13 protein-coding genes and 1 tRNA gene are annotated in these 12,234 nt (G+C 67.0%); 2 read left to right on the top strand and 12 right to left on the bottom strand.

Features of this window, described 5'->3' with window-relative positions:
• Window positions 1–21: 21 nt before the first annotated feature.
• Window positions 22–855, bottom strand: a complete 834-nt coding sequence (locus NNY25_RS09585; protein WP_265571136.1) for an N-formylglutamate amidohydrolase — start codon at window positions 853–855, stop codon at window positions 22–24.
• Between the two features lie 96 nt (window positions 856–951).
• On the opposite strand from NNY25_RS09585, the gene cpdR reads away from it, so the two are divergent.
• Window positions 952–1,329: a cell cycle two-component system response regulator CpdR gene (gene cpdR, locus NNY25_RS09580; RefSeq protein ID WP_265571135.1), complete on the top strand. Its 378-nt coding sequence runs from the start codon at window positions 952–954 to the stop codon at window positions 1,327–1,329.
• 86 nt (window positions 1,330–1,415) lie between these two features.
• Window positions 1,416–1,490 (top strand) — tRNA-Val (locus NNY25_RS09575).
• Window positions 1,491–1,512: 22 nt separating this feature from the next.
• Here NNY25_RS09575 and NNY25_RS09570 read toward each other — a convergent pair.
• The 11 genes from NNY25_RS09570 to NNY25_RS09520 all read right to left on the bottom strand — a co-directional run bounded on the left by NNY25_RS09570 (window position 1,513) and on the right by NNY25_RS09520 (window position 12,214).
• Entirely contained in the window at window positions 1,513–1,890 is a 378-nt protein-coding gene (locus tag NNY25_RS09570; protein ID WP_265571134.1) for a response regulator, read from the bottom strand.
• A 52-nt stretch (window positions 1,891–1,942) separates the two neighbouring features.
• Complete coding sequence (locus tag NNY25_RS09565) at window positions 1,943–2,281, bottom strand: TraR/DksA family transcriptional regulator (protein ID WP_265571133.1); 339 nt, start codon at window positions 2,279–2,281, stop codon at window positions 1,943–1,945.
• Window positions 2,271–4,166: an aldehyde dehydrogenase family protein gene (locus NNY25_RS09560; RefSeq protein WP_265571132.1), complete on the bottom strand. Its 1,896-nt coding sequence runs from the start codon at window positions 4,164–4,166 to the stop codon at window positions 2,271–2,273. The genes NNY25_RS09565 and NNY25_RS09560 overlap by 11 nt, the downstream gene beginning before the upstream one ends.
• 9 nt (window positions 4,167–4,175) lie before the next feature.
• Window positions 4,176–5,357, bottom strand: a complete 1,182-nt coding sequence (locus NNY25_RS09555; protein WP_265571130.1) for an isocitrate/isopropylmalate family dehydrogenase — start codon at window positions 5,355–5,357, stop codon at window positions 4,176–4,178.
• Complete coding sequence (locus tag NNY25_RS09550; protein ID WP_265571129.1) at window positions 5,354–6,823, bottom strand: class I adenylate-forming enzyme family protein; 1,470 nt, start codon at window positions 6,821–6,823, stop codon at window positions 5,354–5,356. Before NNY25_RS09550 ends, NNY25_RS09555 begins: the two co-directional genes overlap by 4 nt.
• Window positions 6,824–6,833: 10 nt before the next feature.
• Window positions 6,834–7,562 (bottom strand): class I SAM-dependent methyltransferase, encoded by a 729-nt coding sequence (locus NNY25_RS09545; protein ID WP_265571127.1) that lies wholly within the window; start codon window positions 7,560–7,562, stop codon window positions 6,834–6,836.
• A gap of 159 nt (window positions 7,563–7,721) precedes the next feature.
• Entirely contained in the window at window positions 7,722–9,257 is a 1,536-nt protein-coding gene (locus NNY25_RS09540; RefSeq protein WP_265571126.1) for a TadA family conjugal transfer-associated ATPase, read from the bottom strand.
• 148 nt (window positions 9,258–9,405) lie between these two features.
• Window positions 9,406–9,666, bottom strand: coding sequence for an ATP synthase F1 subunit epsilon (locus NNY25_RS09535; RefSeq protein WP_265571124.1), 261 nt, complete (start codon window positions 9,664–9,666; stop codon window positions 9,406–9,408).
• A 4-nt stretch (window positions 9,667–9,670) separates the two neighbouring features.
• Window positions 9,671–9,859, bottom strand: a complete 189-nt coding sequence (locus tag NNY25_RS09530; protein ID WP_265571123.1) for a glutathione S-transferase — start codon at window positions 9,857–9,859, stop codon at window positions 9,671–9,673.
• Between the two features lie 5 nt (window positions 9,860–9,864).
• Window positions 9,865–11,313, bottom strand: a complete 1,449-nt coding sequence (gene atpD, locus NNY25_RS09525; protein ID WP_265571122.1) for a F0F1 ATP synthase subunit beta — start codon at window positions 11,311–11,313, stop codon at window positions 9,865–9,867.
• A 22-nt stretch (window positions 11,314–11,335) separates the two neighbouring features.
• A complete protein-coding gene (locus NNY25_RS09520) occupies window positions 11,336–12,214 on the bottom strand; it encodes a F0F1 ATP synthase subunit gamma (RefSeq protein WP_265571121.1) in 879 nt (292 codons plus the stop codon).
• Window positions 12,215–12,234 lie beyond the last annotated feature (20 nt).

The following is a 12,234-nucleotide window of genomic DNA, read 5'->3' as shown; positions in this document are numbered from 1 at the left end:
CACGTGCGGGGCCGGCCTTTTTCATTCCGCCGCCGCCCGCATCCATCCCTCGGCAAGCCCATGGGCCAAGCGCGAGAAGAGCAGGCGCATTCGGCCCATGCCGGGCCCCGGCGCGGTGAGGCTCGCGTCGAGATAGGCCGCCCGGTCGATCTCGACTTGCAGCGCATGGACATCGAACGACGGGGCGCCATGGCACGCCGTGATGTGCCCGCCTGCATAGGGATGGTTGAACCCGCATTCCTCGCCCACCTCCTTGACGAGCTGTGCCGCGAGCCGGCTGACCCACGGCGCCGCGCTGGTACCGTGGCGATCGCCCAGCACGATCCGCGGCAAGCCCCGGCGGCGCGGCGGCATTGAGTGGCAATCGATCAGGATCGCCCCGCCATGGCGCGCCGCGGCAGAACCGAGCAGGCCGGTCAACGCATCATGATAGGGCGTCCAGCCGCGCGCGATCCTGAGGTCGAGCTGCGCGCGCGACAAGGGGCGTTTCCACAATCGCGGCTGACGATGCGAGCGCGAGGGTATCAACCCGAGCCCCTGCGCGGCGCGGCTACCAGCCGGCGGTGGCGACGCGCCTTCGACGCACAGCGGATCGAGTTCGTCCAGCGCCCGGTTGCAGTCGATCGCCGCGCGCGGCGCCTTAGCGATTACGGCCGCGAACCCCTGGCGCACGAGTGGCTCTACCAGCGCATCGACCAACGGGTCCTCGAGCGCCATCAGCGCCGCCTTGCCGCCATGCGCGAGCGGGGCGAGATCGGCGAGCTTGCCGCGCCCCGAATGCGGGACCGACAGGACGATCGGCCATCGGCCGTTCCCCTGGTGAACGGCGGGCAAGGGGAGGGGGGGCTCGATCAATGGCGTCGAGGCTAGGCGTGCCGTTTTGCAACATCAATCGCCTGATCGGGCCAAGGTGGCTGGAAAAAGCGTTCTTCAACGCGCATAGAGGAGCCTATGGCGAAGATCCTGCTGGCAGAAGACGACCACTCGATGCGCGAATATCTCGCGCGGGCGCTGGAACGCGTCGGTTATGAAGTCGACAGCGTGGGCTGCGGTACCGAGGCGCTCCCGCTCCTCGAGAAGCAGCGCTACGACCTCCTCCTCACGGACATCGTCATGCCCGAAATGGACGGGATCGAGCTGGCGCAGAAGGCGAGCACCATCGACGCCTCGATCCGCGTCATGTTCATCACCGGATTTGCGGCCGTCGCACTGCAGGGCGGCAAGGCCGCGCCCGAGGCGAAACTGCTTTCCAAGCCGTTCCACCTCAAGGACCTCGTTGCCGAGGTCGACCGGATTTTCCAGACCGAAGACCAGCACGGCCGCCTTTAGGCGAGTTTGGGCTTGGCAAGCGATGATTCGGGCCTTAAAGGCCCCCACACCACCGCGGCATATCGCTGCCGCGCGCGAGGAAATGTGGGCGTGTAGCTCAGTGGTAGAGCACTATGTTGACATCGTAGGGGTCGCAAGTTCAATCCTTGCCACGCCCACCATTTCCTCCCTGATCTCAGAGAATTAGTCGTCCTCGGACCGCAACAGGTCGCGCACCGCGCCGGCCAGCGCATCGTCCTCGAACGGCTTTTGCAACCGCGGGCGTTCGCGCCATTCCTCGGGCATCGACCAGTCGGCATAGCCGCTGGTGATGACGAACGGTACGCCGCGCTCCTCGAGCGTCTTCATGACGTCGAAACTCTTCTCGCCGCGAATGTTGAGGTCGATCACCGCCGCGTCGATCTGCTCGCGCTTGGCAAGGTCGATCGCCTGCATCATGTCGTACGCCGGCCCGACGATGAAAAAGCCCCGGTCGGTCAGGATGTCTTCCGCGCGAAGAGAAAGGACCGGGCTGTCCTCGACGACGAGGATGCGGCCCTTATCCTCTGAATGGTCGTTCAACGTTGCGTCCCCGTAACTTGCGTTCTTTCGAACAAAAGGGCCGGAGGCGTCTTCAGGTTCCCTGATTTCCCGCGCAGCCGATGCAATGGGTGACGCTGGGGTCATTCTCTAGCCGCTTGGCGGCGATCTCCTCGCCGCACGCGAGGCAGTACCCGAATTCGCCCTCGTCGATCCGCGCGAGCGCGGCGCGGATACGGTCCTTCTGTACGGCGCGGCGGCGCGACTGGGCCTGCGCCATCGCCTGCACCTGGAGCGCGTCCATGCGCGACAGGCGTCCAACCGATTCCTGGTCGAGCTCGACCGTCGCGCGGTCGCTCTCGCCCAGCGCCTCCTCGTCCTCCAGCGCTGCCAGTTGCGTCTCGAGCGCCTTGCGGGCCGCCTTATCGTCCATAGCGCGCCTGCGGGCGGGTAAAGAAGTCGCGGTCCCAGCGACCATGTTCGGGCGGACCCCAGCCAGAATGTCCCCATCCGCAGAAGGGCGCGGCCGGGTCGAAGGCGGGCCGCGCCTCTCCAAGCGAGAGCATCCCTGCCTGCGCCTGCGCAAGGAAACGCTCGCGTGCCGCCTCGTTGAACCCGTAATAGACGCCGACGAGCCCGAATGGACCGGCATCGTGCAGCGCCAGGGCTTCGTCGAAGGTCGCAAAGGTCGACAGGAACGCGATCGGGCCGAACCATTCGCGAAGGCCCAGCGGGTGATCGCCCGCAAGCCCCTCGACCAATGTCGGTGCAAGCCAGCAGCCACCGTCATGACCATCGGAAAGGCTGGACCGTGTTAGCCGCGCGCCGGCATCGCGCGCCTCTTGCAGCGCGCCTTCGATCCGGCGGCGCGATGCAGGATCGATCATCGGGCCCAGTTGCGTCTCTCGTTCCTCGGGACGCCCCACCTTGAGCCGCTCCATCGCCGCGGCCAGCTTGGTCGAAAAGGCGCTGGCCACGTCCTCGTGGACGATCAGCCTCCGGATCGCGGTGCAGCGTTGGCCGGCGTAGCTAAACATGGCGACCGCGAGGTCATGCGCCGCGGCGTCGAGATCGGCGTCGCGGTCAATGATGGCGGCGTTGCTGCCGCCCATTTCGGCCTGTACCGGCATGCCGCGCGCGGCGCCCTCGGCAGCGAGTTGGCGCCCGACCCGGTCCGAGCCGGTGAAGGAGAGTGCATCGACCTCTCGCGCGATGATGCGACCCGCCTGCGCGTCGCCCGCGACCAGCTCGAACGGCGCACGGCTGGCGCGCAGCAATTCGGCCATGCGGCGCGACAGGCGCAGCGCGGGCGGGGCGGGCTTCCAGATCGCCGAGTTGCCGTAGACGAGCGCCGCGAGCAGCTTGGCGAGCGGTATCGCGAACGGGTTGTTCCACGGCGTGATCAGTCCGACCAGCCCGTGCGGGCGATAGGCGACCTCGGCAATGCCCGCCAATTCGCGGTCCTCGGCGGTGTCGATGACGTGGCGGGAAAGTCTCTGCCCGTAGCCGAATTCGCCCTCCGCGTCGGCGATCGGCTTGCCCAGATCCTCGACCAGCAGCGCGATCAGGGCGTCCCGGGCCGCCTCGATGGTCTCGATGCCCCCGGCCAGCCGCCGCTTGCGCTCCTCGATCGATAGCCCGGCCCAGTCGGCCTGAGTGTCCCGCAACGCGGCGACCTTGCGCGCGATCGTCGGCGCATCGTCGTCCTCCAGGTCGAAGAGGACCCGCGCTCGATCGCACGGATCGTGATGGGCGAGGGGACCGCTCCCGGTCCCGACAACCTCGTCGATGGTCGCCATGCGTGCCGCGCGCCCGTCAAGCCAGGCAAGCGCACTTCGGCCGTGTGCGGGATCGTCGCTTCCCACGGCATCGGAAACGATCACCACGTCGTGGCCCGCCGCGTAGGCGTCGGTCGCGCTCTCGCGGATGCAGGCATGGCTGTGCACGCCGGCGATCAGCAGCGGGCCCGGCGCGGCCTTGCCCAGATGCTCGGCCAGTCCCGGCGCGTCGAACGCGGAAAAGAAGTGCTTGATGAAGACGGGTTCGCCCTCGCGCGGCGCGGCTTCGGGAATGGGCAGGGCGCCGGGCGTCCCCTCGACCACCTCGCGCCGCGCCGGATCGCGGCGGTGCGGCATCGCGTCGCTCCCGTCCGCGGACACGCGCGTATGGACGTGGGCGATCGGCCAGCCTTTCGTGCGCGCCGCTCCAAGCAACCGAGCAATTTTCGCGGCCAGTGCCGTGCGCTCGGGCTCCAGCCCGCTCCGCGCGAAAAAATCTTCCTGGCAGTCGACCAGCAGGAGCAGCGGCGTGTCGCCCACGCGCCGCGCCTACAGTCCCGCGTCGTCGATCACGCGTTCGAGATGATAGGCGACCCGGTCCGAGAAGGCCTGCGTCCCGACCGTCTGGCAGCCCGACGTCGTGACATCGGAGGTGCGATAGCCTTCCTCGAGCGTCGCCGCGAGCGCCGCGCGGAGCGCCGCATCGGCCTGGCCCCACGAGAAGCTTTCGCGCAGCATCATGCCGAGCGAGAGAATCTGCCCCGACGGGTTGGCGATGCCCTGGCCGGCAATGTCGCGCGCCGCGCCGTGGCCGGTCTGGTAGACCGCCTGGCCGGCATCGTTGAAGTTGCCCGAATAGGACAGCCCGCGCGAAGCGAGCAGCAGCGAGCCGCAATCGGCCAGCACGTCGCCGAACATGTTGGGCGAGACGAGCACGTCGAACTGGCCCGGGTTGGCAACCAGCTGGTAGACCGCATTGTCGATCTCGAACTCGATCAGCTCGACGCCTGCGGCCTCGGCCATCTCCTGCGCGCAGCGCTTCCACATGCCGCTGATCGAGGGGATGCCGCCCGGCTTGGTGACGAGGTGGACTTTCTTGCGTCGCGTGTTGGCAAGCCGCATCGCGACGCCCAGGATGCGTACCACGTCGTGCTCGAGATAGGAGAATTTGTGGGTCGCGATCCGGCCGCCCTGGCCGTCTTCCTCGTCCCACTGGCCCTGGTAGATGCCGCCCTTCTGCTCGCGCACCGCGATGATGTCGGTCTTGGCGACGGTTTCGTCGCGGACCACGCCCGCGCCCTTGAGGGCGGGCTGCGGCTCGAGCGGGGTGAACTTGCAGTACAGGTCGAATTCGCGGCGCGTCTCGTAGACGAAGCGGTCGCCGCCCGGGCCGCAGAACAGTGCGCCATTACGTGCGAAAACGTCCTTGGCGAAGTCGATCGCCTCGTCCGACAGGCTCGAGCCGTGCTTGAGCTTGGCGGGCAGGCCGATGAGGCCGCCCTCGTGAATGTCGAACCGGCGATGGCTGTTGCGCGACAGGATTTCCAGCATCCGCATCGCCACCGGCACGACTTCGGGGCCCACGCCCTCGCCGAGGAACATGCCGATGTGATGGGTCGCGGTCGGGTCGAACGCCGGAATTGGCCGTTCGAGCGTTTCGGAGAGCCGCGGCGCGGGCATCATGGCCAATTTCTCATCGCCGGCCTCGAGAAGGGTGGACGCACTCGTCATACTGAACCTTTAGAACGTTGATTAAGAAAAGTCTGTGTCATTTGTTGCGCGATTTGAAGCCTTGGCAGCTTTCCCATCGCGTTGCGTGGCAAATGTGTCACGCGCACGAACATGGTCGGCACGGTCTTCGGCGCGATCTGGGCGATCACCGCGCGCACCTTCTTCATCGTCTCGGGACCCTCGGCGATCGCGGCCACGCCGAGCCGGTCGCCGCCCGGCAGCTGGAGCACGACGCAGGCCGCGTCCTCGACGCCCTCGATCTCGGCAAGCCGTTCCTCGGCGTCGGGCGCGTTGAGCTTCCAGCCGCCGACGTTGAGGGTGTCGCTCGCGCGGCCCTCGATGGCGAGCAGCCCGTCCTCGAAGAGGATGGCAAGGTCGCCCGGCTGGAACCAGCCGTCGCGGAAACTGCCCTGCGACGTGTCGTCGGGGCGTGCGGCATAGCCTTCGACCATCAACGGGGTCTTCGCGCGCAGCGATCCGATCGTGCCGGGCGGGACGGGGTTGCCGGCCGGGTCGACGATCTCGACCGTCACGCCCTCGCGGACGTGGCCCACCGCGCCGGGATGCCGCGCGGTGAATTGCGCCGCGCCCGAAGAGATGTTGCCGGTTTCGGTCGAACCGTAGTGGATACGCACGTCATGGGCGAGCCGCCGGGTGGCGAGCGCGCCGACCTGGCGCGGCAGGCGACCGCCAAACAGCAGGATGCGCCGGTTGCCCGGGTCGACGACCCGCGCGCCCTGATTGACGATGTTGCGCAGTTGCACCGGCGACATCACCGAAACCGTCGCCTCATTGGCGATCACCGGCTGGCGGTTCTCGTCCGCCAGCGCGACCGTGCCACCCGCCGCCCACACGGCGAGCGGATAGCGAAAGCCCGCGGTGGTGCGCGGGAGAAGCTGCGAGACGAGGACGTCGTCGGGTCCAACGTCGCCGAGCAGCTGGGCGATCCGGCCGCACAGCATGGCGTGGTCCCACTCGACCAGCTTCGCGCGCCCGGTCGTGCCCGAGGTAAGGTTGATCCGCACCGCCTCCGTCTCGAGGCCCGGATCGGGCGGCCACGTCGCGTCGCGGTGATCCTCGAGCATCGACATCGCGAACCCGATCGGGTCTTTCGCGTCGGGCGGCAGGTCGCCGACGGCGGCATCGATCGGCCCGCTTTCGGCCAGCGCATGGTAGGTCGCGGGGTCGCCGACGCTGGTGTGCCGCGCGCCCGAAAGGATCGTCCCCAGCAGGAGCAGCCAGTCCTGGTAGGCCATCGTGCGCCCGTCGGCGGGAAACCCCACCGCGACCCGCTTACCCGGCCCGACCCCCTGCCGGCGCAGCCAGCTCGTCGTCGCGGCGATGTCGGCGCGAAAGCGAGCTAAGTCGATCGCCCCTCCGGGCAACCGCACCGCGACGCGCGCATCTTCGTGCCGACCGATCGCCTGTGCCAGCGTGTCCCAGTCGCGTTCGATGTCCGCCCCCATTCTTCTTTCCCTAGTCCGGCTTGCGGAACTTGAGGGTCATGCGATCGCTCTCGCCGATCGCGAGGTAGTGCGCGCGCTCGCCCTCGAACGCGTCGAGCCGCGGCGGCAGCGTCCACACCCCGTTGGGATGGTCGGCGCTATCGTTGGGATTGGCGTTGATCTCGCTGGTCTCGACCAACTCGAAACCGGCAGCCTGTGCCAGCGCGATGACGGTCGATTGCTTCACGTACCCCGAGCGACCTTCGAGAGCGGCCGCGCCGTTCTCGGGCAGGCGGTGCTGGACGAGGCCGAGCGTGCCGCCGGGCTTGAGCATGGCAAAAGCCGAGGCGAACATCGCGGCCGCGTGGGGCGGCTCGGCATTGAGCCAGCTGTGCGTGTTGCGAAAGGTCAGCACCACGTCGACAGTTCCGCCGAGCCCCGCGTCGCCGCCGGGAGCGGGGAGGGACGCGAACCTTACCTTGCCGTAGGTCGCCGGGTCGGCGCCCGCCTTGGCGCGCGCGGGTCCGAGCCCGCCCTCGCTCGACACCAGCACCAGTTCACCGGCATCGGCGAGATAGGGGGCAAGGATTTCGGTGTACCACCCGCCGCCCGGCCACAGTTCGACGACCCGGTCGTCGGGCTCGACGCCGAAAAAGGCGAGCGTTTGCGCAGGATGGCGCTGTGTGTCACGGGCGCGGTTGGCCGCGCTGCGGACGGGAGACGCGATCGCTGCCTGGAGCGTGACGGGCTCGGCCCGCACGGGCGCATCCGCGCACGCCGTCAAACCGGCCAGCGCAATCAGGAACAGACGCATGGTGAAAGGCCCCGCAACAACATCGTTGCGCCCTGCATGAAGGGCGCAGCCGACGGACGCAAGGGGGTGGAGGGCGAAAGCGACGCCTTCGCCCGCCCGGGAACCCTAGAGGCAGGCCTCGAGATAGGGCTGGTCGAAGCCGAACTGCTTGGCCTTGTCGAGCGTGTAGGGGCGAAGGCCCATCGAGGCATACTCGCCGATGATCTTCCCGTCGGGAGTCTCGTCGTGATACTCGAACTTGAACAGTTCCTGCGTCACGATGACGTCGCCTTCCATCCCGATCACCTCTGTGATGTTGGTGGTACGGCGCGAACCGTCGCGAAGACGCTTCACCTGGACGATGAGGTCGACCGAATCCGCGATCTGACGGCTGATCGCCTCCTTCGGGATCTTGATGTCGCCCATCATGACCATGTTCTCCATACGCGCCAGACATTCGCGCGGGGAGTTGGAGTGGAGCGTGGCCATCGAGCCGTCGTGGCCCGTGTTCATCGCAGCGAGGAGGTCGAAACACTCCTGTCCGCGAATTTCGCCCAGGATGATGCGGTCGGGACGCATACGCAGCGCGTTGATGACGAGGTCGCGGATCGAGATCGCGCCCTGGCCCTCGAGGTTGGCAGGGCGGGTTTCCAGCGGCAGCCAGTGCGGCTGCTGCAGGCGAAGTTCGGCCGCGTCTTCGATCGTGATCACGCGCTCGCCCGGGTCGATCATCTTCGACAGGGCGTTGAGCATCGTCGTCTTACCCGAACCGGTACCGCCCGAGATGACGATGTTCATGCGGCTCGCGCCCGCGATCTTGAGGCACGTCGCCATCTTTTCCGACATCGAGCCGAACCCGCGCATCATGTCGACGGTGATCGGCTTGTCGGAGAACTTACGGATCGAGATCGCCGTGCCCTTGAGAGACAGCGGCGGGATGATGACGTTGACGCGGCTGCCGTCCTTGAGGCGGGCGTCGGCCAGCGGCGTGGTCTGGTCGACGCGGCGGCCGACCTGGTTCACGATGCGCTGCGCGATCTGGAACAGGTGCTCCTCGTCGCGGAACTGGATCTTGGACAGTTCGAGCTTGCCCTTGCGCTCGACGAAGGTCTGGTCGGGGCCGTTGACCATGATGTCGCTGACCGCCGGATCGGCGAGCAGTTCCTCGAGCGGGCCGAGGCCGAGCAGTTCGTCGACCAGCACCTTTTCCAGCGCGAACTGTTCGCGGCGGTTCAGCGTGATCTTGAGCTCTGCGAGCACCTCGGAGATGATCGGGCGGAATTCCTCGGCCAGCTCGTCCTTGCCGAGCGTTGCGGCGGCTTCCGGGTCGACGCGCTCGAGCAGGCGGGGCAGGACCTGGTCCTTGATCTTGTTGACGCTGGCTTCGAAGCCCTCGGCCTTGTCTTCCTTGCCGCCCTCGTCGTTCATGCGCTGGTTGAGCTTGTCCATCGCGGACAGGCTGCCGCCCTGCGGCTTGGGCGCAGGGATTTCGGTGCCGGCCTGTTCGAGCTCGTCGAGCGGGGGGAACTGCTCGCCGCCACCGTCGGGCGCGTGCTGTTCGCGGGCGGGATTCGACGGCGCGCCCTGCATCGGACGCGCGACGCCGAAGCTCTTGCGCTGGCCCTTGCCGCCCATGCCGTTGCGGTTACCGAAAGCGTTCATGCCTAACCCATCCCCGTTCGAATTCATCGGAAATCTATTGGGTAAATAAGCGGCAAACCCTTCAAAAAGGTTGATGAGGGTGTCGTCAGAAACGAAAAGGGCGGACCCGAAGGCCCGCCCGACAACGTCCGCAAGTGGTCGAGAAATGTCAGCCTTCCGCCTTCTCCGCGAGGACGGTGAGGCCCTTGTCGCCGACTTCGGCGAAACCGCCCGAGACCATCACGCGCTCGGGTTCGCCGCCGGCGGTCTTGTAGATTTCCAGCGAGCCGTCCTTGAGCGTGGTCATGAATGGGGCGTGGCCCGCCATCACGCCGAAGTCGCCCTCGACGCCGGGCACCACGACCATGTGGACGCTCTCCGAGCGCAGCTGCTTTTCCGGGGTCACCAGTTCGAACTGAAGGTCGGCCATGGTCTCAATTCTTCCCATCGATCGCCGCGTCGAAATGCGAAGCGGCTTTCTCAAACTTGTCCCGGCAGCCCGGGTTGCAGAAGCCGACCACCTTGCCCTGGTAGAGCGTCAGGCTGTCGGCCTGCACCGGGTCGCCCGACCACGGGCAGACCCGGTTGATGCAGTCCTCGAGGCGAAGATCGCTCCCCGCCATCGAGCTTAGGCGTCTTCCGCCATCTTCTCGGCCTTGGCGACGGCGTCTTCGATGCCGCCGACCATGTAGAAGGCCGCTTCCGGAAGATGGTCGTACTCGCCGTTCACGACCGCCTTGAACGAGCGGATCGTGTCTTCGAGTTGGACGAACTGGCCCGGAATGTTGGTGAAGACTTCGGCGACGTGGAACGGCTGCGAGAGGAAGCGCTGGATCTTGCGGGCGCGCGCGACCGTCAGCTTATCCTCTTCCGACAGTTCGTCCATGCCGAGAATGGCGATGATGTCCTGCAGCGACTTGTACTTCTGGAGGATCTCCTGGACCGCACGCGCGGTCTGGTAATGCTCCTCGCCGACGATGCGCGGCTCGAGCACGCGGCTCGAGCTGTCGAGCGGGTCGACCGCCGGATAGATGCCGAGTTCCGAGATGGCGCGCGACAGGGTGGTGGTCGCGTCCAAGTGGGCGAACGAGGTCGCCGGCGCCGGGTCGGTCAAGTCGTCCGCGGGGACGTAAATGGCCTGCACCGAGGTGATCGAGCCCTTGTTGGTCGAGGTGATGCGCTCCTGCAGCGCGCCCATGTCGGTCGACAGGGTCGGCTGGTAGCCCACGGCCGACGGAATACGGCCGAGCAGCGCCGACACTTCCGAACCCGCCTGGGTGAAGCGGAAGATGTTGTCGACGAAGAAGAGCACGTCCTGGCCTTCCTGGTCGCGGAAATATTCGGCCTGAGTGAGACCCGACAGCGCGACACGCGCACGCGCGCCCGGCGGCTCGTTCATCTGACCGTAGACGAGCGCGACCTTCGAGCCTTCCGGCGTCGCGTTGCCGTCCTTGTCCTTGGCGATGACGCCCGCGTCGAGGAACTCGTGATAGAGGTCGTTACCCTCGCGGGTGCGCTCGCCGACGCCGGCGAACACCGACACGCCGCCGTGACCCTTGGCGATGTTGTTGATCAGCTCCTGGATGAGCACGGTCTTGCCCACGCCCGCGCCGCCGAACAGGCCGATCTTGCCGCCCTTGGCATAGGGGGCGAGAAGGTCGATGACCTTGATGCCCGTGACGAGGATCGCCGCGTCGGTCGACTGGTCGACGAATTCCGGCGCTTCCGCGTGGATCGGCATGTGCATGTCGCTGCCGATCGGGCCGAGTTCGTCGATCGGCTCGCCGACCACGTTCATGATGCGGCCGAGCGTCTTGGGGCCGACGGGAACCTCGATCATCGAGCCGGTCGCCTTGACGGCCTGGCCGCGGGTGAGGCCCTCGGTCGCGTCCATCGCGATCGTGCGGACGATGTTCTCGCCCAGGTGCTGCGCGACCTCGAGAACGAGGCGGTTGCCGTTGTTGTCGGTCTCGAGCGCGCCGAGGATCGGCGGCAGTTCGCCGTCGAATTCGACGTCGACGACGGCGCCGATAACCTGCGCGATGCGACCGGTCTGGGTCTTGGTGGCGGTGGCCATGTGTCTGTCCCTTGCCTTGAAGTTAGAGCGCTTCGGCGCCCGAGATGATTTCGACGAGTTCGGTGGTGATCGCCGCCTGGCGTTGGCGATTGTACTGGATCGAGAGGCGGTTGATCATGTCGCCCGCGTTGCGTGTCGCATTGTCCATCGCGGTCATCTGCGAGCCGTAGAAACCGGCCTGGTTTTCCAGCTGCGCGCGGTAGATCTGGATCGCGACGTTCTTGGGCAGCAGGTCGGCGAGAATCGCTTCCTCGTCCGGCTCGTACTCGACCGCGGCCGCCGCGGCGCCCGTGTCCTCGACCTCGGCCGGGACGACCGGGATGATCTGATCGACCATCGGGACCTGCGACAGCGTGGTCTTGAACTCGGCATAAGCGAGGTGCGCGACGTCGAAGCGACCGGCGTTGAACCGGTCGACGATGTCGTCGGCGATCGCCTGTGCATCCGAATAGGCCGGGTTCTTGATGCCCATCGTGTCGTGCTGGCCGATCACCTTGCCCGGGAAGAAGCGGTTGAGGATCGGCTTGGACTTGCGCCCGACGATATAGAAATGGACGTCCTTGCCCTCGGCGATCAGCGCATCCGCCTTGGCCTTGGCGGCCTTGACGATGTTCGAGCTGAACGCACCCGCGAGGCCCTTGTCGGCGGTGACGACGACGATCAGGTGCGTGTCGTCCTTGCCCGTGCCGGCGATCAGCTTGGGGCTCTGCGGCCCGACGGTGATGCGGCCCGCGAGCGACGAGACGACGTCGGCGAGGCGCTGCGCGTAGGGACGGCCCGCCTCGGCGCGCTCGGTGGCACGCCGCAGCTTGGCCGCGGCGACCATCTTCATCGCCTTGGTGATCTTCTGGGTCGACTTGACCGAGTTGATCCTCAGCTTGAGATCTTTGAGGCTGGCCATCGGCTAGCGTCTCCTGCTCG

The sequence above is a fragment of the Sphingomicrobium nitratireducens genome (assembly GCF_026157035.1).
Lineage (GTDB): Bacteria > Pseudomonadota > Alphaproteobacteria > Sphingomonadales > Sphingomonadaceae > Sphingomicrobium > Sphingomicrobium nitratireducens.
The sequence above is the reverse complement of the archived record's forward strand: the minus strand, read 5'-3'. Positions and strand labels throughout refer to the sequence as shown.

Bases quoted from the DNA above. Each gene is read 5' to 3' on its own strand.
- cpdR (WP_265571135.1), top strand. From the start codon at position 952: ATGGCGAAGATCCTGCTGGCAGAAGACGACCACTCGATGCGCGAATAT.
- NNY25_RS09550 (WP_265571129.1), bottom strand. From the start codon at position 6,823: ATGGGGGCGGACATCGAACGCGACTGGGACACGCTGGCACAGGCGATC.
- NNY25_RS09535 (WP_265571124.1), bottom strand. From the start codon at position 9,666: ATGGCCGACCTTCAGTTCGAACTGGTGACCCCGGAAAAGCAGCTGCGC.
- NNY25_RS09530 (WP_265571123.1), bottom strand. From the start codon at position 9,859: ATGGCGGGGAGCGATCTTCGCCTCGAGGACTGCATCAACCGGGTCTGC.
- atpD (WP_265571122.1), bottom strand. From the start codon at position 11,313: ATGGCCACCGCCACCAAGACCCAGACCGGTCGCATCGCGCAGGTTATC.
- NNY25_RS09555 (WP_265571130.1), bottom strand. From the start codon at position 5,357: ATGACGAGTGCGTCCACCCTTCTCGAGGCCGGCGATGAGAAATTGGCC.
- NNY25_RS09565 (WP_265571133.1), bottom strand. From the start codon at position 2,281: ATGGACGATAAGGCGGCCCGCAAGGCGCTCGAGACGCAACTGGCAGCG.
- NNY25_RS09520 (WP_265571121.1), bottom strand. From the start codon at position 12,214: ATGGCCAGCCTCAAAGATCTCAAGCTGAGGATCAACTCGGTCAAGTCG.
- NNY25_RS09540 (WP_265571126.1), bottom strand. From the start codon at position 9,257: ATGAACGCTTTCGGTAACCGCAACGGCATGGGCGGCAAGGGCCAGCGC.